20 protein-coding genes are annotated in these 20,650 nt (G+C 66.8%); 10 read left to right on the top strand and 10 right to left on the bottom strand.

Annotated features, from left to right (window positions below; translation table 11 throughout):
• Nucleotides 1-165: 165 nt before the first annotated feature.
• Together ABZ749_RS02835 and ABZ749_RS02840 are read right to left on the bottom strand one after the other, a co-directional pair.
• Nucleotides 166-498 (bottom strand): helix-turn-helix transcriptional regulator, encoded by a 333-nt coding sequence (locus ABZ749_RS02835; RefSeq protein ID WP_357222140.1) that lies wholly within the window; start codon nucleotides 496-498, stop codon nucleotides 166-168.
• A gap of 20 nt (nucleotides 499-518) precedes the next feature.
• On the bottom strand, nucleotides 519-1,391 hold the full coding sequence (locus ABZ749_RS02840) for an AraC family transcriptional regulator (protein WP_357222142.1): 873 nt from the start codon (nucleotides 1,389-1,391) through the stop codon (nucleotides 519-521).
• Nucleotides 1,392-1,534: 143 nt separating this feature from the next.
• Between ABZ749_RS02840 and ABZ749_RS02845 the strand changes: the two genes are divergently transcribed.
• Together ABZ749_RS02845 and ABZ749_RS02850 are read left to right on the top strand one after the other, a co-directional pair.
• Nucleotides 1,535-2,173, top strand: a complete 639-nt coding sequence (locus ABZ749_RS02845) for a GrpB family protein (protein WP_357222144.1) — start codon at nucleotides 1,535-1,537, stop codon at nucleotides 2,171-2,173.
• Between the two features lie 39 nt (nucleotides 2,174-2,212).
• A complete protein-coding gene (locus ABZ749_RS02850; protein WP_357222146.1) occupies nucleotides 2,213-2,731 on the top strand; it encodes a hypothetical protein in 519 nt (172 codons plus the stop codon).
• A 14-nt stretch (nucleotides 2,732-2,745) separates the two neighbouring features.
• Here ABZ749_RS02850 and ABZ749_RS02855 read toward each other — a convergent pair whose 3' ends face one another.
• On the bottom strand, nucleotides 2,746-3,348 hold the full coding sequence (locus tag ABZ749_RS02855; RefSeq protein ID WP_357222148.1) for a GNAT family N-acetyltransferase: 603 nt from the start codon (nucleotides 3,346-3,348) through the stop codon (nucleotides 2,746-2,748).
• A 66-nt stretch (nucleotides 3,349-3,414) separates the two neighbouring features.
• On the opposite strand from ABZ749_RS02855, the gene ABZ749_RS02860 reads away from it, so the two are divergent.
• Nucleotides 3,415-4,299 carry a transglutaminase domain-containing protein gene (locus ABZ749_RS02860; protein ID WP_357222150.1) on the top strand — a complete coding sequence of 295 codons (885 nt, stop codon included), beginning with the start codon at nucleotides 3,415-3,417 and terminating at the stop codon, nucleotides 4,297-4,299.
• Here ABZ749_RS02860 and ABZ749_RS02865 read toward each other — a convergent pair.
• The 3 genes from ABZ749_RS02865 to ABZ749_RS02875 form a co-directional block, all read right to left on the bottom strand.
• Nucleotides 4,286-5,227, bottom strand: a complete 942-nt coding sequence (locus tag ABZ749_RS02865) for a redoxin family protein (RefSeq protein WP_357222152.1) — start codon at nucleotides 5,225-5,227, stop codon at nucleotides 4,286-4,288. The genes ABZ749_RS02860 and ABZ749_RS02865 overlap by 14 nt on opposite strands.
• Entirely contained in the window at nucleotides 5,228-6,454 is a 1,227-nt protein-coding gene (locus ABZ749_RS02870; protein WP_357222154.1) for an epoxide hydrolase family protein, read from the bottom strand.
• Nucleotides 6,455-6,612: 158 nt separating this feature from the next.
• On the bottom strand, nucleotides 6,613-7,449 hold the full coding sequence (locus tag ABZ749_RS02875; protein ID WP_357222157.1) for an SDR family oxidoreductase: 837 nt from the start codon (nucleotides 7,447-7,449) through the stop codon (nucleotides 6,613-6,615).
• Between the two features lie 117 nt (nucleotides 7,450-7,566).
• Between ABZ749_RS02875 and ABZ749_RS02880 the strand changes: the two genes are divergently transcribed.
• Nucleotides 7,567-8,160, top strand: a complete 594-nt coding sequence (locus ABZ749_RS02880; protein ID WP_357222159.1) for a TetR/AcrR family transcriptional regulator — start codon at nucleotides 7,567-7,569, stop codon at nucleotides 8,158-8,160.
• A 42-nt stretch (nucleotides 8,161-8,202) separates the two neighbouring features.
• Here ABZ749_RS02880 and ABZ749_RS02885 read toward each other — a convergent pair whose 3' ends face one another.
• On the bottom strand, nucleotides 8,203-9,432 hold the full coding sequence (locus ABZ749_RS02885) for an MFS transporter (RefSeq protein WP_357222161.1): 1,230 nt from the start codon (nucleotides 9,430-9,432) through the stop codon (nucleotides 8,203-8,205).
• 399 nt (nucleotides 9,433-9,831) lie between these two features.
• On the opposite strand from ABZ749_RS02885, the gene ABZ749_RS02890 reads away from it, so the two are divergent.
• From ABZ749_RS02890 to ABZ749_RS02905, 4 genes are all read left to right on the top strand, one after another.
• Nucleotides 9,832-10,734: an expansin EXLX1 family cellulose-binding protein gene (locus ABZ749_RS02890; protein WP_357222163.1), complete on the top strand. Its 903-nt coding sequence runs from the start codon at nucleotides 9,832-9,834 to the stop codon at nucleotides 10,732-10,734.
• Nucleotides 10,735-10,941: 207 nt separating this feature from the next.
• The gene (locus ABZ749_RS02895; protein ID WP_357222165.1) at nucleotides 10,942-11,097 is read left to right on the top strand and encodes a hypothetical protein; all 156 of its coding nucleotides are present in this window, start codon (nucleotides 10,942-10,944) and stop codon (nucleotides 11,095-11,097) included.
• 48 nt (nucleotides 11,098-11,145) lie between these two features.
• On the top strand, nucleotides 11,146-11,517 hold the full coding sequence (locus tag ABZ749_RS02900; protein ID WP_357222167.1) for a hypothetical protein: 372 nt from the start codon (nucleotides 11,146-11,148) through the stop codon (nucleotides 11,515-11,517).
• A gap of 170 nt (nucleotides 11,518-11,687) precedes the next feature.
• The gene (locus ABZ749_RS02905) at nucleotides 11,688-14,483 is read left to right on the top strand and encodes a TIM-barrel domain-containing protein (protein ID WP_357222169.1); all 2,796 of its coding nucleotides are present in this window, start codon (nucleotides 11,688-11,690) and stop codon (nucleotides 14,481-14,483) included.
• A gap of 61 nt (nucleotides 14,484-14,544) precedes the next feature.
• Here the strand turns inward: ABZ749_RS02905 and ABZ749_RS02910 are convergent, their stop codons facing one another.
• Nucleotides 14,545-14,799, bottom strand: a complete 255-nt coding sequence (locus ABZ749_RS02910) for a hypothetical protein (protein WP_357194540.1) — start codon at nucleotides 14,797-14,799, stop codon at nucleotides 14,545-14,547.
• The gene (locus ABZ749_RS02915; protein ID WP_357222171.1) at nucleotides 14,796-15,071 is read right to left on the bottom strand and encodes a hypothetical protein; all 276 of its coding nucleotides are present in this window, start codon (nucleotides 15,069-15,071) and stop codon (nucleotides 14,796-14,798) included. Before ABZ749_RS02915 ends, ABZ749_RS02910 begins: the two co-directional genes overlap by 4 nt.
• 240 nt (nucleotides 15,072-15,311) lie before the next feature.
• On the opposite strand from ABZ749_RS02915, the gene ABZ749_RS02920 reads away from it, so the two are divergent.
• Together ABZ749_RS02920 and ABZ749_RS02925 are read left to right on the top strand one after the other, a co-directional pair.
• On the top strand, nucleotides 15,312-16,118 hold the full coding sequence (locus ABZ749_RS02920) for a helix-turn-helix transcriptional regulator (RefSeq protein ID WP_357222173.1): 807 nt from the start codon (nucleotides 15,312-15,314) through the stop codon (nucleotides 16,116-16,118).
• Complete coding sequence (locus ABZ749_RS02925) at nucleotides 16,105-16,296, top strand: DUF397 domain-containing protein (protein WP_357222175.1); 192 nt, start codon at nucleotides 16,105-16,107, stop codon at nucleotides 16,294-16,296. The genes ABZ749_RS02920 and ABZ749_RS02925 overlap by 14 nt, the downstream gene beginning before the upstream one ends.
• Nucleotides 16,297-16,556: 260 nt before the next feature.
• Here ABZ749_RS02925 and ABZ749_RS02930 read toward each other — a convergent pair whose 3' ends face one another.
• Nucleotides 16,557-20,306 carry a hypothetical protein gene (locus ABZ749_RS02930; RefSeq protein WP_357222177.1) on the bottom strand — a complete coding sequence of 1,250 codons (3,750 nt, stop codon included), beginning with the start codon at nucleotides 20,304-20,306 and terminating at the stop codon, nucleotides 16,557-16,559.
• Nucleotides 20,307-20,650 lie beyond the last annotated feature (344 nt).

The following is a 20,650-nucleotide window of genomic DNA, read 5'->3' on the forward strand; positions in this document are numbered from 1 at the left end:
CGGGCCAACCGGCTCGGCGCCACCGACATCTACGCCGGTGAGCACTACTCCCGCCCGGCGCTGGTGCCGGCCATGCCCCACCTGCCGGCGCGGCCAGGTCGTCGCGAACCTCGGCCGGCCAGCGGCGCGCGGCCAACTCCAACAGCAGCTCGGCGGCCCGGCGGGTCACCACGCCGGTGCTCCGGTGGGCTCGGTGCCGCCCCACGAGCGACGGCCGTCGGGGATAGCGGCCCGCAGGTCGGCGAGCGCCTGGCGGGCCTGCGTCACCCCGACGGCGGTCAGTCGGTAGTAGCGGCGGGCCGGCCGCCCGGCCGCGACGGGATCGATCGCCTCCCAGTCGGCGGCCAGCCAGCCGGCCCCCTGCAACCGGTGCAGCACCGGGTAGAGGGTGCCGCTGGGCAGGCCGGTCAATCGCATCAGGTCGAGCCCGTAGCGCTGCTCGTCGGGGTCGGCGAGCAGCGCCGCGAGCACCTTCGCGACCGGAATGGTCATCCGCATCCGACCACTGTATCGGAACTCTACATAGGGGTGGGTACCCGTTCGACGGGAATCCACAGCTCGGCGTCCGCCTGGGTTCCGTCCGCCGACACCCGGACCCGGGAGATCTCCGGTCCAGGTCGGCTGCGGTACGGGTTGGACGGAAACCACTGGGTGAACACGTCACGCCACAGGAACTGCACCGCCTGCGGAAACGCGCCGGAGGTGGTGAACACCGCCCACGACCCCGCCTGCACCGGCAGTGCGTCCAGGTCCTCCGGCGGCTCGGTGCCGGTCACCACCCCGTGCCAGTAGTCGAGCTCGGTGCCCTCCTGCCGACTGTCGGCGAGGTTGTCACTGACGTTGACGATCCCCTTCGGTTCCTGATCGGAGAGCGCCTCGATCCGCTCGGTCGTCTCCTTGTCGATGCTCCTGATGAACGCGACGATCGCCGGGTTCATCCCCTCGTGCACCAGCGGGACCCGGGCCTTGCGCCCCACCAGTGCGAACGCGTCCTTGTCGACGATCCGGTACTCCATGCTGCCGCTCCCTTCGACTGTGAGTCGGAAGGACATCCGGGGCTGGGCACGCAGCGCTGCCCCCGTACGCCGAGCTTCTCCGGGCCCCACGCCGTGCACGGCGTGGAACGCCCGGGCGAACGCCTCCGCCGAGCCGTAGCCGTAGTGCACAGCGACGTCGAGCAACGTCCGCTCCCCCGCCAGCACGTCCGCACCGGCGACGGTGAGCCGACGCCGACGGATGTACTCCGACAGCGGCATTCCGGCCAACGCGGAGAACAGCCGCCGGAAGTGGTACTCCGACGTCAGCGCGATCCGCGCCAGCTCCGCCACCTCGATCTTCCGGTCGAGGTGACGCTCGATGTACGTCATGGCCTCGTTGAGCCGATCCAGCACCCGGGCCTCCTTCCCTTTCGAACACCGACGTTAGGTCGCGGGGTCGGTCGCCCACCCGACATCCGATGCCCGCATCGGTCGGGTGCGGCCACAGCGACCGCCGTGTCGTAGCCTGGCGGACTTCGCTTCCCGAGGAGGTCGACGTGGCCGAGTACCCGCAGAACGTCGTGCAGCGCTTCCACGGCACCCCCGAACAGGTCGACGCCGGCCTGGTGGGCGAGCCACCGCGGACGTGGGAGTCCGTCGTCATCGAGGAGTACGACCCGTCCTGGGCGCAGCGGTTCGTCAACGTCCGGTCGTCGCTCACCGAGGCGCTCGGTGATCTGATCATCGGGGTGGAACACGTCGGATCGACGGCGGTGCCGGGGCTCGCCGCCAAGCCCGTCATCGATGTCGACCTCGTCATCGAGGACACCGCCGACGAGGCCACCTATCTCCCCGCCCTGGAACGGCTCGGGTACCGGCTTGTCCTTCGGGAACCCTGGTGGCACGGGCACCGGATGCTGCTCAGCCCCGCCGAGGACGTCAACCTGCACGTCTGGCCGCAGGGTGCTCCGGAACCGGTCCGGCACCAGCTTTTCCGCGACTGGCTGCGCTCGCATCCGGACGACCGGGAGCGGTACGCCGCGACCAAGCGCCGCCTCGTGCGGGACACCGCGCACCGGCCCCGCGACTACAGCCTCGCGAAGAACGACGTCATCGACGAGATCTACGCGCGCATCTTCGCCGGCTCGGACGCCGAGGTCGAGCAGGAGGGCCGAACGTCCCGGGCCGAGGGTTGATAATCCTGGCGGTCACTCTGCCGGACAAAGGGGTCGTCGATGGCGCGCTGGCACTGGGTCGTCGGGGTTGTGGCGGTGTCGATGCTTGCTGGTTGTGACACCGACGCGAACGCCACTGTCGACGCCGCGCTACCCCGCGGTGAGAGCCTCGGCGAGCTGCGTCAGCAGGCACGGGAGGCTCTGGCCCGATACGACCAGGCGGTCGTCGACGCAGGCGGCGCTGGCGCCGTCACCCCGACACCACCACCATGGAACTCCCCGCCGGGCATCGCCATCGAGTCGGCGACCACAAGCGGGGCCGGTACGCAGTTGGCCGTCGACTTCACCGGCGCCTTCGGGCCGGCGACCGGACGCTGTGGCGCCGACTACCACGCGGAGTCGGTCGAGTCGGCCAACGCCGTCGTGGTCATCGTCATCGCGCAGCACCACAACAGCGGCGAGGTGTGCCCCCTTCTGGGCTCCCCGCGAAACGCGACCCTCAACCTGGCACAGCCGCTGGGCAAGCGAGCGGTCCTCGACGTACGCCAAGGGCAACCGGTCCCGCTCACCCTCGGGTGAGGCGCGCCGTCTGATCAGCGCGGCGGCTGCTGCATCATGAGCCAGGTGGGTACGGGCTCCGGCAGGAAGCTCATCACCTCCCAGCCGGCCCGGCGGTACAACTCGACGTTGCCCGGCTTGCTGGTCTCCAGGATCGCCGGCAGGCCGTCGGCGGCAGCGCGGTCCAGCCCGGCCCGCATCACGGCACGACCCCAACCGCGTCCGGCGTTGTCCGGGTGGGTGCCCAGGACACCGAGGTACCAGAACGGGAACGCCGGCAGGGCGTCGTGCACGATGTCGTCGTAGCCCTGCACGCGGGCCAGCACGTCGGCCGGGTACGGAGAAACCTCCGGCACCCCGTGCGCAGCGGCCGGCCCGGCAGCCGTGCCGGCAGCCGGCTGCCCGGTCGGCGGGTCCCAGAGGGCGACCGACGCACCCCCGCCGATCGTCCAGATCGACTTCTGGTGCACCCGCTTGTCGAAGAGGTGCCCGAAGAAGGCGGCGCAGTACCGGGGATAGGTCTCCTCATCGGGGAACAGCCACCGCAGGATCGGATCCTTGACGAACGCGGCGACGAGCGTGTCGACAACTCTGGCGCGGTCGGCGGGCGTGGCAATGGTGATCTCGGGCGTCGTCACAGCAGTCGACACTAGTCGGGAAGAGCGCCTTGACCCTGACACGGTGGCGGACCGGAGACTGGTCGCATGGACCTCGATGACTACCGGAAACACTCCACGTACAGCGACCCGGGTCGGCACAGCGGGCTCCTCGATGCCGTGGCGACCGACTTTCCCACCGTGGCGGCGACCGCCCGCAACGTGATCGTTCACTACCGGGCCGGTGGCGTCGAGTTGCCCGACGATCGGCTCGACGAGGTGAACTGCCGCTGGGTGGACCGCATCCTCGACACTGACCAGTCCCGCTTTCCGCTGCCCCTCGCGGCGGAGCGTCCGGCCGTCGACCGCGTGGCGGGCTGCTGTCGGGACCACACGCTGCTCTCGGTCGCGGTGCTGCGTCAGCACGGCATTCCCAGCCGCAGCCGGGTCGGTTTCGCCTCGTACTTCGCGCCCGACTGGCACCACGACCACGTGCTGGTGGAGTACTGGAACGGCGACCGGTGGGTCTGGGCCGACCCGGAGCTCGACCCAGCCGGCGACTGGGGGTTCGACGGCTACGACATCGACCCGAAGGCAGGGCTCTTCGACTCGGCGGCGCGGGTGTGGTCGGCGTACCGGGCCGGGACGATCGACCCCGAGCGCTACGGCGTCAGCCCGGAGCTGCCGATCCGAGGCGACTGGTTCATCCACGACTACGTCCTGATCGAGCTGGCCCACCGGCAGAAGGACGAACTGCTGCTCTGGGACCGCTTCGGCGCGATGACCGAGGACATCACCACCGCCGACCTCACGCTCGTGGACGAGATCGCCGCGTTGTTGCTCGCCGCCGACGACGGCGACGAGACCGCGGATAAGGCCCTCGCCGACCGGTACGCCAGCGACGCCCGGCTCCGCCCCGGCCCGCAGGTGCACAGCATCTCGCCGGTCTCCGGCACCGTGAGCACTGTCGATCTGCGCGTCAGCCGAAGGTGAAGGCGTACGCGGCCGCCCCGGGTTCGTCGAACGTGATCTCCAGGGTCCGCTCACCGACCGCGTCGTCCTGGCGGACGAGCTGGTAGAGCCGGCCGTCCTGGAGTACGCCGTTGCCGTTCTCGTCGACGTCGACGCCGTGTGACGGGCCGGGAGGGTCGCCGTCGAGCAGCACGCGGAACGGGATCGGCCCTCCCGCCCCGGGGGCCAGCACGAGATGCGCGTCGCGGGCGTGGAATCGGAAGGCGATGCCGCCGCCGGCCTGGTCCAGCACGACGTTCTCCGACCCGATCGTCCACTCTCCTGCCAGCGCCCACTGGTTCAGGCCGAGGCTCTCCGGCACCTGGTAGGCGCGACGTTCGTCGAGCGCCGGGCCGTTCGGCGACGCGAAGTGTTCGCCTCGGCTGAAACCGAGGTACGTCTCGGGCGTCCGCAGGTTGTTCCAGTCGGCTTCCGCCTCCGGACCGAGCCCGTTGACGGGTACGGGTTCGCGCTCGATACCGAGCAGTTGCTGGAGCACCCGTTCGGACTGCTCGTAGCGTCCCTCGCCGAAGTGCTCGTCGCGGATGACGCCGTCGGTGTCGACGAAGTAGAGCGCCGGCCAGTAGTGGTTGTCGAAGGCGCTCCAGATCGCGTAGTCGTTGTCGACCGCCACCGGGTAGTCGATCGATCGGGCCGCCACCGCCCGCCGCACCCAGTCGACCTCGTGCTCGAAGCCGAACTCCGGGGTGTGCACCCCGATGACCACCAGCCCGTCATCGCGGTATGCCTGCGACCAGGCACGCACGTACGGCTCCTGGCGCAGCCAGTTGATGCAGGTCAGCGTCCAGAAGTTGACCAGGACGACGCGTCCGCCCAGGTCGGCGGGGCCGAGTGGCTCGGAGTTGAGCCACTCGGCCGCCCCGTTGAGCGGGGGCAGGTGCACGGCCATCTAGCGCAGCGACCGGAAGGCGGTGCGAAGCTCTTCGGAGAAGACCTTCGGCTGTTCCCAGGCTGCGAAGTGCCCGCCCACGTCGAGCTTGTTGTAGTAGATGAGATTCGAGTACGCCTGTTCGGCCCAGCTCTGTGGCGCCTCGTACAGCTCGTCGGGGAAGACGCTCACGGCGACCGGAACCTTCACGCCCTTGGCGGCGAAGAACGAGAGTTTGTTCTCCGCGTACAGACGGGACGCGGAGACCGCGGTGTTCGTCAACCAGTAGAGCGAGATGTTGTCGAGGATGTCGTCGCGGGTGAGGCCCGCTTTGGCCCCGTCGAACACCTGCGAGATCAGGGCCAGACTCTTCGCGTCGTGGTCGAGCAGGAAGGACGCCAGGCCGACCGGAGAATCGGCCAGCCCGGTCAGCGTCTGCGGACGTGTCGCCATCATGAGGGCGTACGCGACGTGTTTCCAGACGAAGTTGGCTTCCTCGGCGGCACGCATCTCGTCGTCGGAGAGCCCTGACGGCAGCGAGCCCATGGCGTTGTTCGCACCGGTGGTGTCGCCCTGGAACAACAGGTCGATCTCGGGTGGGATCGCACCGGGCATGTTGGTGTGGATGCCGAGCAGTTCCGGAGGCGCCTGGATGCCCATCTGGTCGACGATGACCGCACCCCAGTCGCCGCCCTGCGCGACGAACCGGTTGTAGCCGAGCCGCTTCATCAGCTCCGTCCAGGCGGTCGCGATCTTCTGCGGGTTCCATCCCGACTCGGTCGGCTTGCCGGAGAAGCCGTGGCCGGGCAGCGACGGAATCACCAGGTGGAAGGCGTCCGACGCGCTCGCGCCGTGCTTGGTGGGGTCGGTGAGCGGCTCAATGATCTTCATCTGCTCGATCACCGAGCCCGGCCACCCGTGGGTGACGATGAGCGGCATCGCGTCCTCGTGCTTCGAGCGCACGTGGATGAAGTGGATGTCCACCCCGTCGATGGTGGTCATGAACTGCGGTACGGCGTTCAGCCGCGCCTCGACCTTGCGCCAGTCGTACTCTTTCTCCCAATAGCGGGCGACGGCCTGAATCGTCGCGAGTGGCACGCCCTGTGACTGGTCGTTCACCGTTTCCTTGTCCGGCCAGCGAGTGGCCTTGATGCGCCTCTTCAGGTCATCAAGGTCGGCCTGAGGAATGTCGACCGAGAACGGTCGAATCTCCGTGGTGCCCGGACGAGTCTTGGTTTTGACAGCCATGCGTGTTTCCTCTCCGTCTAGGTTTGCGCCTCGCGAGGAGAAATCATGGGGTGAAGGCTCTGCCCGGACTTATGTGCCAATGGGATTGGGCACGCCGCCGCCATATCTCGGAGCCTAGAACGACGGACCTGCCGCTCGTGGCGATACGAGCAGCCCTCTCATTGGTGCGGTCCAGGGGCCGCGACGGCCTTTTCGGCGGCTCGGCTGACCTGCTCCCAACCCGCCCAGGTGTCCATCCGCCGACGGGAGATGTCGAACGCCAGGTCGTACACCATGCTCCCGAGCAGGAGCCGCAGCGGTGGATCCTCGCTGTCGACCAGGAGCAGCAGCGCCTCGGCGGCCAGCCGGGGTTCGCTGTCGATCGAGCCTTCCGCCCACTGGCGCTCCAGCTCGGCGCGCAGTGGCGCGTAGGCGTCCATCGGGGTGGTGGCGCTCAGACTGGTGTAGAGGTCGGTCCAGTAGCCGCCCGGCTGCACGATGCTGACGGTGACGTCGAAGGCCGCCGCCTCCATCGCCAGCGCCTCGCTCATGCCCTCCAGGGCGAACTTGCTCGCGCTGTAGAGGCCGGTACTCGGGAAGCCACCGAGCGCGGCGACGCTGGAGACCTGCACGATGTGGCCGGACCGCTGGGCGCGCAGGTGCGGCAGCACGGCCTGACCGACCCAGAGCGCGCCGAAGAAGTTGACCTCGAACTGGGCGCGCGCCTCGGCCTCGGTGAACTCCTCGATCATGCCCATGGACAGGGTGCCGGCGTTGTTGACGACGATGTCGAGCCGGCCGAAGTGCTCGACGGCGGTGTCCACGGCGGCGATGACCGCCGACCGGTCGGTCACGTCGAGGGTCAGGGCCAACAGCTTGTCCGCGTACTTCTCGTCGAAGTCGGCCTGGGCGATGGTCCGGGCGGCGGCGACCACCCGGTCACCCCGGTCGAGTGCGGCGTCGGCGAAGGCGCGGCCCAGGCCGCGGCTGGCACCGGTGATGAACCAGGTACGCATGCGCTTCTCCTCATTTCAAGACGAGACGGTCCGTCTCGCTTTGATCGAGGTTAGGCGCGCGACACGACCGCCGTCAAGACGAGACGGTTCGTCTCGTTAAGTGCTATCGTTCGGCCCATGACGCCCAACACGGCCCGGCGGCGGGAGACCTCCCGCCGCGCCATCCTCACCGCGGCATTCGACCTGCTCCAGGAGACGGGGTACGCGAAGCTCAGCATCGAGGGCATCGCCGCGCGGGCCGGCGTCGGCAAACAGACCATCTACCGCTGGTGGCCGTCGAAGGGCGCTGTCATCTTCGACGCCTTCCTCATGCTCAGCGAGGGTGCCGAGGGCGAGCCGCCGACGCTGCCGGACACCGGCGACCTGGCAGCCGACCTGACAGTGGTGCTCCGCGCCACGGTCGAGGAGATGAACGATCCCCGGTACGAGCAACCGATGCGCGCCCTGGCCACCGAGATCGCGCTCGACCCCGAGCTGGCGGCCGCCTACGCCGAGCGGTTGGACGGGCCGCTGAAGGAGGCCAAACGGCAACGCCTGCGCAGCGCCCAGCAGGCCGGGCAACTCGCCGACGACATCGACCTTGACGTGGCGGTGGACCTCATCTGGGGACCGTTGTTCAGCCGATGGCTGCAGCGCAGCGGACCGCTCACCGCCGAGTACGCCGACCTCGTCGTCACCACCGCCCTCGACGGGTTGCGCCCCCGCCCATGACAACCGCCTGACGGGTGCGTTGCGGTGGCTCACGCGGCCGCATCAATCATCATCGCGGGAGCCCGTCGAGGCCAGCGCCACGCGACCGCGTTGGCGGCCCAGTACGCGGAGCGCGGGGATCGTGACCAGATTCAGCGCGAGCACGACGATGAACGGCGCGCTGTGGTGGAGCGTGAACAGTGTGCCGAAGAGGATGGGGCCGCCGATCTCGGCTGCCATGAACGAGTACTGCCACACGGCCAGGTAGTCGCCCCGTTCCGCCTCGGGTGCCATGTTGCTGACGATGGCGACCGATGTCGGCGCATGGAGGATCTCGGCGAGACTGAACGCGAGGACCGCCGCAGCGAGAGGAGCGACCGCGAACGGAAGCGCCGAGGATGCCGCGAACGCCAGCAGCGCGCAGCCCGCAGCCCATGTGACGGCCGCGGTCCGCAGCACGGCGAACGGTTCGCGGCGACCCGCTTGGCGGGCGCCGATGATGCCGAAGCCAGAGATGAGCAGCGCATTCCCGACCAGCACGACGGAGCTGACCCATCCCGGGCCGTCCAGCGCCGTGTTCATGACCACCGGCACAGTCAGGCCCAGGAGGAGCGTCGAGATCGCGAAGACGACGTTTGTCGAAAGCAGACCGAGAAAACGCCCGTCACGCAGCACCGTCCCCTGAGCGTGCGCTGCGCCGGCAACCCGTGCGCGCGCTCGCGACCGTGCGACAGGCAGCATGAGCAGGACGGATGCCGCCAGACAGCCGGCGGCGAGGAGTGCGAGCACGATATAGACCCGCGTGCCCGGGACCGTCAGCGCGACGCCGGTGATGATCCCGCCTGCCGCAATCCCCGCGGTGCGGGCGATGTTCGCCAGCGCGAACCAGTGCTGCTGCCTGGGGCCGTCCTGCACATGATCAGCGAGCGCCGCGAAGATCGTCGACCAGAACAGCCGGCCGCCGATCGACATGATCGCAGTGACGACGAAGACGCTCAGCGGGTCTCGGGCGAGGGAATAGCCGAGATAGGCGAGCGCCTGAATGCCTTGCGCGGCGAGGACGAGTCGGCGTGCACCGTATCTGTCGGCCAAGCGGCCGGCCACGGCGGGCACCGGCACGGACGTGAAACCCGCGAGCCCCACGAGAACGCCCAGCATGCTCAGGCGGATGTCGGTGAGCTCGACGAAGAACACCAGCGAGAGCGGCAGGAACAGTCCGCTTCCGATGGAAACGAACACAAGAGAAGCAGTAAGCGACGCGTCAATAGCGCGCCGCCCGGAGTGGACAGACATTCAAGACCTTCGCGAAAGAGGTGAGCAGGGGCAGCATCCATCGCCCGCGCGCCTCAAAGACCCGCGGGAGCTAGCCCTGTCTCACGTCCATCGCGAACTTCACGGCCACGACTGTACCCACGCGCAAGCCACTGAACGTCAGCGCCCGACTGCTTACATCACCCCGTCGACAACCTGATGGCCAGCAACACCCGCCGAGCACGCCGACCAGGTCGTCACCACCGCCCTCGACGGACTACGCCTCCGCCGGCACGGCGACTGATCCGCCGTCCCGCCCTTCAGGGCACACCCGTTTCACCGCTCCTTCAACGGGCGGCGACCCCGCAGACCCAGCGAGTGACCGCCTTTGCGATGCCTCAGCCTGGTGCGGCAATATCAGGCGCCGTGACGGCACCAGGCATGGAACCCGAGAACGACACCCCGGCCAGCACGCCCCGGTCGAATCGGCGGGTCCGGCACTGGCTGGCCGGTGCTGGCATCACCGCCCTGGCCGCCACCCTCGGCATCACCCTCGCCGTGCGCGGCGGCGCCACCCCGGCCTGCGCCGCACCGCCGTCGGGCAACGCCGTCCACAAGGGAAAGGCCAGTTTCTACGACGCGGGCCGCTCGGGCGGCAACTGCTCCTTCCCGGGCCCGCCGGCGGACCGCCTCTACGTGGCCCTCGGCGCATCCCAGTACTCCGGATCGGCGGCCTGCGGCAGTTACCTGGAGGTGAGCGGCTCGAAGGGCACGGTCCGGGTGATGGTGATGGACCAGTGCGGTGGCTGCGGACCCAGCAAGATCGACCTGTCCACCGAGGCGTTCAGCAGGATCGCGGACCGGTCTCAGGGCATCGCGTCGGTGACGTACCGGGCGGTGGTGAACCCACCGCTCGACGGAGGGCTCACCTTCCGGATGAAGGGCGGTGCCTCGACATACTGGTTCGCGGTGCAGGTCGGCAACCACGGCAACCCACTGCGCTCGGTCGAGGCGAAAGGGTCGGGCGGCGGCTTCCGCAAGGCCGCCCGGCAGAGCGACAACCACTGGGCCATCGAGGGCGGGATCGGCCCCGGGCCTTACAGCATCAGGGTCACCGACGTGTACGGACGCCAGGCGACCGCCACCGGCATCCGCCTGGTCACCAAGCAGGTGCAACGCAGCACGGCCACCCTCGCCAGCGCCTCCCCCACGCCCAGCAACTCACCCTCGGCCCCGCCGACCCCCAGCGCAGCGCCCTCACCGACTGCAACGGAATCGGTCGCACCCACGACGACGGTCGAAGCCCTCGCCGGTGCCGCGCCACTCGACCGCCCCCGCTGCTGAACGTCTGCACGGTCAGGTAGCCCACCGCCTTGCCGTCGGTCGAGCCCGGACGACCGTTGATCCACTCGGCTTTCAGGAAGTCGGCCCTTCCCCAGCCGTCGGACACCCCAATTTCATGAGAGCCGAGTGGCAGGGCGAATCTGTCCACGACGTACGAACCCACTGCACCACGGCGTCCACACGGCGATGCTCGGTCGCTAGAGGTTCTTGCGCTGGCAGATCAACTACCGGTTCGCCGGGATGAATGGCGGCGCCACGACGTACCGCTTGGACACGCTCAACCTGGCCCATGGCGCGGTGCCGGCAGACACCTTCCTCGGCGAACCGACCTGGTTCATCGACGAACGCGCGCACATCTGGTAGCTGCCACCGCTGCGGTTTCGACCTCGGTACGCGCCGTACCATCCAGCGATGATTTCGGGAAGTTTCGATGCGCGCGGCGGGCTCACCTACGTCGACCGCCTCGACTTCACCCGGGGCGACACGCTCAGGGCTGTCCGGCGAATGGTCTGGCCGACGGTGCGGCTGCACGCCGACGACAGCACGGTGACCTTCACGTCAAGTACCGGGTCGGACACCCTGGAGCACTTCTACGTCGCCGCGGTGGCCCACCATCCGTTTCACCGGCGGTTCCCGCTGCCGGCGACCGCCGTCGCCTTCGAGGTCGAGGAGCGCGACCAGGTCCTGCTCTTCGGGACCCCCCGCGTCGGCGCGGTCCTGCGGGCACTCGAGAAGCTGGGCTGGGACGCCGAACAGCCCGAGCCCTGGACTCCGTACGCCTGAACTGGTCGTCGCGCGGGTCCACGTCACAGTGCGCAGCGACGCCTGCCGGATGAGTACGGCAGGTGACGAAAGAGAGAAGGGACACCGTCCGAGGCCTGTTGACATGCGTTTCGAGCGAGTGACAGCGTTGTCATCGACTCATTTCCTCCATATGAGACGAGGAGCGCATCTTGCTCTATCGGAACTCACACCGTCGCCGCGCGACAGCAGCCGCAGCAGCGGGCATCCTCATCACGGGGCTGGCGCTCGCCCCGTCCGCACCGGCCCAGGCGAGCCACCATCGGGCGCAGGACGACGCCGTACGCTCGGGTGACGCACGCTTCGAGGTGCTGTCCCCGACGCTGATCCGCACCGAGTACCAGAAGGACGGCAGGTTCACCGACGCCGCCACCTTCAACGCCATCGGGCGCGATGACTTCCCCCGTACGCGTTTCACGAAGCGCGTCGACCACGGCTGGCTCACCATCGACACCGGCGCGATGACGGTGCGGTACCGGGTCGGCTCGGGCGCGTTCACCGCCGACAACCTCAGAGTGCAGCTCAAGGCCGGCAAGCAGACCGTGCAGGGCCAGCCGTGGGCCGGCCACACCGCCCCGGCCTGTGCGTTCGGCGCGCTCTGCGAGGCCGAATCGCTACAGCTCAACGGCCCCGGCGTGGCCACCGACCACAAGGGGTACACCGGGCGTGGTTTCGCTGCCGGTTTCGCCGCGGCCGGCGACTCGGTCACCTTCGCGCTCGACGCCCCGGCGGCCGGCACGAAGCAGCTCACCGTCCGCTACGCCAACAGCACCGGCGGCGACGGCCAGAACGTGGACCGCACCCTCACGGTTCGGGTCGACGGCGACGCCGGCCACACGCTGACGCTGCCGCCCACCGCCAACTGGGACACCTGGGGCCTGGCCACCGTGCCGGTCGACCTCACCGCCGGCCGACACGAGATCAGCGTCGTGCGGGGTCCCGACGACTCCGGCAACGTGAACGTCGACAGCCTCGCGGTGGTCAACCCGGGTGATCCGTTCCCGGCGCCGACCCCGCCCCAGCCACAGCCTCTGCGGTTCGGCACGCTGGGAGAGGCCGAGACCGGCGCGCTGACCGGCGGCGCGAGGCCCGCGAACGACCACAATGGCGCATCCGGTACGGGATTCCTGGCCGGCTTGGAGAGCACCACCTCCGCCGCCGCCCTCACCGCGACGGATGTTCCGTCCGCCGGTGACTACCAGGTGCAGATCCGCTACGCCAACGGTCAGGCCGGCGCCCAGCCGAGCCAGACGCGCACCATGTCGGTCACCGCGGGAACGGCCGCTCCGGTCACGGCGACCCTTCCGCCGACCAGCGGATGGGACTACTGGAACACCGTTTCCGTGCCGGTCCACCTCGACCGGGGCACCAACACCGTGACGCTGGGCTGCCCCACGGACACCAGCTGCAACGTCAACGTCGACACGGTCGCCGTCACGAGCACTGACTCCCCACTGCTCGCACCGCACGCACCGCTCGGCGGCTACCGCCGGGGCCTGGACGGCGTGACCGATTCCGCGCTCACCGCCCCGGGCCTGCTCTACCAGGACGGCTGGTACCTGCTCGACGACTCGGCCTCGGCCCTGAGCACCACCAAGCCCCGGCCGGCGCCCGAGCAGGACGGCTACGTCTTCGCGTACGGGCAGGACTTCACCCGTGGCCTGAAGGACCTGTCGACCCTGACCGGGCCCACGAAGCTGCTGCCGAAGTGGGCGTACGGGGTGTGGTACTCCGAGTACTACGACCGCACCGCCACCGAATTCCAGGAGCTGGTGGCCCGAGCGAAGGCCGAAGGCGTACCCCTTGATGTTCTTGTTCTCGACACGGACGTCAAGGCGCCGGACAAGTGGAACGGCTGGAGCATCGACCCCACCCGGATCCCCGACCCGAAGGCGTTCTTCGACTGGGCCAGGAAGCAGGGTCTGCACACCGGCATCAACATCCACCCCAGCATCCTCGGCTCGGACCCGAAGTTCGCCCAGGCGCAGGCCACCGCGAAGGGCAAGCTCCAGCGCGTCGGCTGCAACGGCGGCCCCGACTGCTACACGTTCGACTTCGGCGACCCGGACCAGCTCACTGCATACATGCAGCTGCACGACGGGATGATCCCGAAGGGCAGCAAGGGCCCGGACCTGTGGTGGCTGGACTGGTGCTGCGACAACACGACGTCGTCGCTCGCCGGCGTCACCGGTGACGCGTGGATCAACCAGCAGTACGCCGACAAGACCGGCTTCGCCTTCTCCCGGGCGTACGGCTCGTTGCAGGCCGGCGGCTACAGCAGCCCGACCCCGGTGTCGACCGGCCCGTGGGCCGACAAGCGCACCACGTTGCACTTCACCGGCGACACCACCTCCGACTGGTCGACCCTCCAGATGGAGGTCGGCTACACGCCGGGCGAGTCGGCCGCGACCGGGCTCGCCGCGGTCAGCCACGACATCGGCGGACACACCGGCGGCCTCCAGGAGCCGGGCAGCGAACCAGGCAGCACCAAGCTCACCGACGACCTCTACGCCCGGTGGGTCCAGTTCGGCACGTTCCAGCCCATCGACCGGCTGCACTCCAACCACAGCGACCGGCTGCCCTGGCAGTACGGCCCGGAGGCCAACAAGTCGGCCAAGAAGTTCCTCAACCTGCGCAAGGAACTACAGCCGTACACCTACGCCGCCGCCAAGGAAGCAACCCGCACTGGTACGCCCATCGTCCGCTCCATGTACCTGGCGTACCCGAACGAGCAGGCCGCGTACGCCACCGCCGGGTCCCAGTACCTCTACGGCCCGGACTACCTGGTGGCACCCGTGACGACGCCCGGCACCACCGCCACCACGTCGGTGTGGTTCCCGCCGGGCGACAACTGGACGGACATCTTCACCGGGAAGACGTACCGGGGCGGCACCACGCAGAACATCACCACCATGCTGGACACCATGCCGGTGTTCAAAAAGCACTGACGTTCCAGGGATCCAAACGCCGGCCGGGTGGGGTCAACCCACCCGGCCGGCGTCCTCTGGTTCAACGCCGGTGGGACCGACGGGCCCGCGACAACCAGCCGAGGAACCTGGCGTGCAGCGCCGGCAGGTCCGGGCGCAGCCCCAGGCCGTACATGTCATCGGTCGCCTCCTGCATCGACGCCGCCAGGTAGAACGCCAACGCGATCGAATGACCGTAGAACTCGGTCACGAGCGCGAGCTGAGCCGGGCCACACGGCCAGGGCGCGGCGCAGTTGCGGCACAGCCACGCCGGGCGCATCGGCAGGTGCGGGATCATCCGACCCGCACCGGACGTCGCGGACGTCTGGCCGGCAGGGCCCGCATCCGCACGCCTGCGCGCCGCACGGACAACTCGCGGTGCGCGACCGCGTCGCCCGCCGCGTTCAGCTGGTAACCCTCAATCCAAACCCAACCGTGGTACGTGTGCCGCTCGGGCAACTCGCAGATGACGCGTACGAAGATGAGGCGCAGAAACTGCAAACTCGCCGCCGTGGTCAGGTGTCTCGGGTTCCCGGCCTTCAGGGGCTTCTCGGGTTTGTCGTCGGGCACTGTCTCCCCTTGGTGCCGTTGGGAAGGGGCCGCTCCCGTGAGTGCTCGCCTGTCGGGAGCGGCCCCGCTGCGAACGCGACCACCGGATCTCGTGGGCCTGCCAGCCGCGCCGCCTGGTGACACTCTGCTGTGGAGACCACTACGCTCGGAAGGTGCTTCCGGCATCCGGGGCGACCTGGCCCAACAGGGCCCTGCCGTGTGGCACCTCGGGTAGTCGATCTTCGAGTTGAGGGGCGTTGAATGGCTGACGTACCAGGTCCGTTATCAGCGTTCATCGTTGGCGAGATCCGCCGGGCCCGAGGGGCCTCCGGCATGACGCAAGAGTCATTTGGCCGCGCTGCGGGCTTCAGTGCCTCACACGTCAGCGCCGTGGAGAGCGGCACGAGGGCACTGACGATCGACTTCATCAAGGGTGCCGACCGGGCGCTGAACAATGGCGGACTCTTCGAGCGCCTGGCGACGAAGTTCGGCGCACCGTCATGGTTCCTGCCCTGGCTGGACGCTGAGCGCGAAGCGACACAGCTCCGCTACTTCGAGCCCAACCTGATTCCGGGGCTACTACAGGTGGAGCACTACGCCCGCACCGTCCTGCGAACAGTCGAAAGCCTCACCGACGACCAGGTTGAGCAACGCGTGCAGGGGCGCATGAGCCGGCAGGCGATCCTGACCGGCGAGCGCCGGCCACAGTTCGTCGCCGTGCTGGACGAAGCCGCTATCCGGCGCATGGGTGATGGGCTGGGCGGGATCATGGCCCAGCAGGTGGCGCACCTGGTCGCGATGGCCGAGCTTCCGCACGTTCACGTCCACGTCATCCCGATCGGCAGCGGACTGCACATCGGACTGTCCGGACCGTTCGCCCTGGCCCGGTCCAGCGAGGGCGTGTGGGTTGGCCACCTCGAAAACCAGCTTGGCGGGGACGTCATCGACAAGGACGATGAGGTGGCTACGCTTCAGGCAAGGTGGGAGAGCGTCCGGAACGAGGCTCTACCGCGCCGGCAGTCCATCGACCTGCTGAAGGAAGTTGAGAGCCATCATGGACCTCAGTAACGCCCGGTGGCGCAAGTCCACCCGCAGCGGCGCAAGCGGTGGAAACTGCGTCGAGGTCGCTGACAACCTGCCCGGCGTCATCGGCGTCCGGGACAGCAAGGAGCCTGGCGGCCCAGCCCTCACGTTCAGCCCTTCGGCCTGGCGGGCGTTCGTCACTCAGGTCGCCGCGCGGCCGTAACCGCAAAGATACAGGTCGTGCGCTCCCGACTGATACGGCGTCGCATCAGACGCCGTATCGAAGTGCCGTGCGACTCTGAGCAGGTCAACCCCCGGCAGTAGGCTCGCAAGTCATCGCGCCACGCCTCGTCGTATCCGCTGCCGCGGCCTTTCGTCGGTGGCACCTGCGCTGCCGGCAGAGCCGGATTCGACCACGGTTAGACATGGGAGCCTGATCCACCGCGTCTCTGACGGCAGGCAGAAGGCGGATCGTCAGTGTGGCTAGCTAGCATTAAGCTCAAGGAAAAGCTCTTCAGTGAGAGCTTCAATAACAAGAGGTCGTAGGCGGGCCAGCACCGGAACCGAGGCTTGCCAGTTCCCTGTTTGAAGCACCTGCGCTATTAGCCGCTCCAACTCGGCTGGATTCGATTCGGCCAGCGCTATGAAAGCCTGGGCACGGCGAGATGAATCGTTAATGGAGGAAGCAAGCCTTTCAGCCGCTGCATAGTCCCCGCTCGTTGCAAGCAAACCGAAGATCTTTGTCTGGACCCTCTCACGCTCCGTCGGATCGGCGATGAGAGTTGCAATCGCCTGCGCCTGCTCCAAATCCCCGGCAGAAGCACTGATCTGAGCGATTTCTGACAGTGCATGAGCTTGCCTCTTAGGATCTGCGATAGATCGCGTGATTTCAATACCACGGCTCACTTCACCGGCGCGAGTAACCGCAGAGGCCATCGCAGTGAAAGCCTTCGCTCGCAGGGAATCATTCGCAATAGAGCGGACAATCAACTCGCCGCGCCGCAACTGTCCGCAAGCGCTGGCCGAGCGAGCCACCCCCACCAAAACACGGTCCCGGTGTTGTTTGCTATCAATTGAACGAGCAAGCGTCTCCGCCTCGTCCAAAAGATCGGTTATAACTGATTGGCTACCAATTGACGCTGATCTCATTGCCTCGGCTAGGTCGCAAAGCGCACGAACTCTCAGCGAGACATTGTTCACCCCTCGAACAATTCCTCTGGCTCGGTCCACATCTCCCGCCAGAAGAGCTACATGCGCGACAGTGGTAAGAATCCGTGCTTGAGGGTACGGGGGCTCTACGAGCTCCGCTAACCTCTCCCCGGTCTCTAGGTCACCTTGAACAGCGAGTGACTTCGCAAGACCAACCAACGCGCTGATGCGCTTTGCGGAATCCATAGCTTCAGTAACCAACACAACCGTAGTAACCCTTTGATCGACTGGCACTGCGGTTATACGAGCGAGCAAATCATCGTATATGAAGCCTGGTAATGCCTCTTCTTCTTTCGAATTCTGCGTTATCTTAGCAATCTCTTGTGCAATCTCTTTTGATTTTTTGGCTAGCACCACCGCAGCCTGGCGCCTCGTCGCCGGGTCATCAATCATAAGCATCATTCTATTGGCGTAGGCGACCAACTCCTGCGCCCGGACGGAGTTGCGGTTATCTCGCATTACCCCAACGACTGCCACAACTGCCCGCATTTGGGCGAGGACGCGAGGAATGGACTTCGCCACTCTCTCAGCAGTCTCGAACGAGCCAGCCATTGCGGCCTTTTCCGCGATTGCGATGAGCGCGCCGTCTTGTACAGATGCTTCATGGACGCGCATCGCGACTTCTTCTGCGCGCGTGAAGCTTCCAGCTTCAGCCAGCGCTCGTGAAATAACTGCAAGCGTACGGTCTTGAAGCCCGGGAGCACCGATTGACCTTCCTAATCTTTCCGCTTGACTCGCAATCGATTCTGCCTCAGAACAGTTTCCTCCAGCCGCCACCTCCGAGGCGATACGAGCCAAAGCCTTAGCTTTAAGAGGCTTCGCGGCGATTGAATCAGCAATCCTGCCGGCTTCCTTCAATTCGCCGGAAGCGGCCATTGCTGCCGCAGCAGTAACCATGCCTTTATCCCGGAGAGAGCGCCTAGAAATTCGACTCGCTACTGCCTCCGCCCGCTTCGCAGCTCGACGCGCTTCACGGTATTTCCCAGCAGCAGCGAAAGCCCTAGCAATCGGCGTGAGCGTCCAGCCCTGAACAGCGGGATCGCTGACATGTCGAGCAATCGCCTCTGCCTTCAAAGCAATCGCGTAAGCTTCAGTTTTCTGGCCCCGCTGCGCCAAGGCGTGAGCTATAGCAGCCAGGGCCTGGGACCGGAAAGATTTGATACCAATGGAGGCCGCAATCGACTTGGCGCGCCGCGAATCGCCAGCGACGGCAGCAGCTTGGCTGACCGCAACTAGTGCCTGAGAACGAAGCGCGCGATGACGGAATGATCCGATTAACGATTCTGCTCGATCGAATTCGCCAAGGACAGCGAACGCTCTCGCTACCCCGGCTAGTGATTCCCCTCTCAGAGAGCTCGCAGGAACCGCCTCAACTTCCGCAAGAGCCCAATTGATTAGCCTTTCGCCTCGCCCCTTGTCATTTACGCTAAGCGCCGCTCTTGCCACAGATGCTAGGGCTTGCGCCCTGAGAGAAGGGTCGGCTATCCCTTGACAGGCAGCCTCTCCGTGATTGATAGAGATTACTGCGCGGCCGGCATCGCCCGCCTTCGCTATTGCCCGCGCTACAGCGGCCAGCGCCTGAACCTGCCTGAAAGGATCGGTGACTGAACGCGCAAGAGCTTCTGCGCGGCCAAACTTTCCGATCTGCGCCCAGGCTCCCGGCAGGGCGGCGGGGATATTGACATTTCGTTCGTGCAGGCGTGTTCTATGAAACGCGATCCTAATCATCACGCCCAGGTCAGGGAGATCTTCATGGGCGACCGCATCTTGGGCGGATGTAATTTCGAACAGAGCGGCTGTGTCCCCACCGGTTATGTCGAGCATTCGATCATGACGGGCAGCATCCACAGCACAAGCAATCATGCGTGGCAGGTCCGTCGTTGCCACCAGCAGTCGATAATATCCGCGTAGGAGGTATTCAGGCGTTCCCGATGGCCAGGTCCTGACTCGGTATTCATCGGCCCAGCTATGGAGTCTCTCACGATATGTCCTCAAACGATTGGTTCCCAGAAACCTCACGGCGTATTGCTGGAGTTCCTCGTGCCCGAGTACGTAGACGGTGGTGTCTGATTGCCATCGTCCTGCGCGTGTGCCAAAGGTACGACCTGAAACCGCCCCGAGGTACTCCCCTACCTCCCATGACGACCAGCCGGTAAGTTCCGCCAGGTCCTCTCCAGAGAGGCCGCCGCCCGATGCGGTCAGTAGCCCAAGCAGATCCTGCTCCGCTTGCGAACCCTGAAGAAGTCGCTTAAGTTCGCGCTGCGCATCCTGACGTACTACCTCTGCGTAGGGGGACACTGCCAAGGCTCGGATTGACTTCAGGCTTCTCAACGGGTGCCGGTCCGGGACATCAGAAGGTATCGGGGGATTGGGCCTCCCTGAGACAATAATTCGCATGCTTCCAGGAGGCTCAGTCGGTAACAACGCAGCCACGCTGTAGGCATTCGGCCCGGCAGTCACGCCGCTGTCTTCGTCAAGCCCATCCACAACGAGCACCAGCCGCTTCTCCTGCGCCTTGCACTTATTCGCGGCTCGCTCAAGGAGGCCTAAGAGGTGCGCATCGCGGGTGGCATCCGTCAACAACGCGGGCATTGGTTCATCGAGCATTTCCGCAAGCTGCTCAATTAGCACTTCCGAAAAAGCGAGGCGATCGCTGTTACCCGCCAGTCGGGCGGTAATGAAGAAAGATACGACCTTGACTTTTTCCGGTGGGGACAGTACGAACCAAGACAGAAGTGCCGATTTCCCGGACCACGCCTTTGCTCTCAGGTAAAGATACGGATTCGCATCAACGGCCGTGCAATAGGAAACAAGTTCCTCTAGCTCCCGCTCGCGCCCCAAGAGCTCGTGAGGCGCGATCATCCGGCGAATTTGTGTTAGATAATCCGAGCGCGCAACAGGGCCGGAAGTGATAGTTATATCCCCGGTGTTACTGCCGCTGATCGCGACGGCACCGCTCTCGGCAGCAGCGTCGCCCGTTTCGCTTACTCGAGTCTGGGCTCGCCGCAGTCCGTCAAGTGCCATGGGGTCCTTCGTTCCTTGAGTTGGGTGAAGGCCGATCGAGTCAGGAGACGTCCCTGATCCCCGAGGTTGCGTCGCCCCCCTCAGTGGCCTCCGCGTCGCCAGTGTCCTCCGCGATGATCGACACAGCTGCGCCACGGCTGGATAAACCGCTGACGGCGGACCCCCTCTTGGCAGCGACCGCGTTCCCGGTACGGGACACCCGGACCGTGCCCTGTGGCACCGAACGGGCGTTGGACAGTCCTGCCCAAACAGCGATACCGAGGGCGGCTACCGCGCCTAACGCCGATACCGCTGTCGCCAGACGATTGGCACTCTCCCACTGCATGAGGGCGAGAAGTCCGCCT

This window comes from Micromonospora sp. NPDC047753 (assembly GCF_040642735.1).
Taxonomy (GTDB): domain Bacteria; phylum Actinomycetota; class Actinomycetes; order Mycobacteriales; family Micromonosporaceae; genus Micromonospora.

Excerpts from the sequence above, each read along its gene's own strand:
- ABZ749_RS02835 (WP_357222140.1), bottom strand. The coding sequence starts at position 498 with ATGCGGATGACCATTCCGGTCGCGAAGGTGCTCGCGGCGCTGCTCGCC.
- ABZ749_RS02850 (WP_357222146.1), top strand. The coding sequence starts at position 2,213 with ATGGCGCGCTGGCACTGGGTCGTCGGGGTTGTGGCGGTGTCGATGCTT.
- ABZ749_RS02860 (WP_357222150.1), top strand. The coding sequence starts at position 3,415 with ATGGACCTCGATGACTACCGGAAACACTCCACGTACAGCGACCCGGGT.
- ABZ749_RS02865 (WP_357222152.1), bottom strand. The coding sequence starts at position 5,227 with ATGGCCGTGCACCTGCCCCCGCTCAACGGGGCGGCCGAGTGGCTCAAC.
- ABZ749_RS02870 (WP_357222154.1), bottom strand. The coding sequence starts at position 6,454 with ATGGCTGTCAAAACCAAGACTCGTCCGGGCACCACGGAGATTCGACCG.
- ABZ749_RS02875 (WP_357222157.1), bottom strand. The coding sequence starts at position 7,449 with ATGCGTACCTGGTTCATCACCGGTGCCAGCCGCGGCCTGGGCCGCGCC.
- ABZ749_RS02880 (WP_357222159.1), top strand. The coding sequence starts at position 7,567 with ATGACGCCCAACACGGCCCGGCGGCGGGAGACCTCCCGCCGCGCCATC.
- ABZ749_RS02885 (WP_357222161.1), bottom strand. The coding sequence starts at position 9,432 with ATGTCTGTCCACTCCGGGCGGCGCGCTATTGACGCGTCGCTTACTGCT.
- ABZ749_RS02890 (WP_357222163.1), top strand. The coding sequence starts at position 9,832 with ATGGAACCCGAGAACGACACCCCGGCCAGCACGCCCCGGTCGAATCGG.
- ABZ749_RS02900 (WP_357222167.1), top strand. The coding sequence starts at position 11,146 with ATGATTTCGGGAAGTTTCGATGCGCGCGGCGGGCTCACCTACGTCGAC.
- ABZ749_RS02910 (WP_357194540.1), bottom strand. The coding sequence starts at position 14,799 with ATGATCCCGCACCTGCCGATGCGCCCGGCGTGGCTGTGCCGCAACTGC.
- ABZ749_RS02920 (WP_357222173.1), top strand. The coding sequence starts at position 15,312 with ATGGCTGACGTACCAGGTCCGTTATCAGCGTTCATCGTTGGCGAGATC.
- ABZ749_RS02925 (WP_357222175.1), top strand. The coding sequence starts at position 16,105 with ATGGACCTCAGTAACGCCCGGTGGCGCAAGTCCACCCGCAGCGGCGCA.
- ABZ749_RS02930 (WP_357222177.1), bottom strand. The coding sequence starts at position 20,306 with ATGGCACTTGACGGACTGCGGCGAGCCCAGACTCGAGTAAGCGAAACG.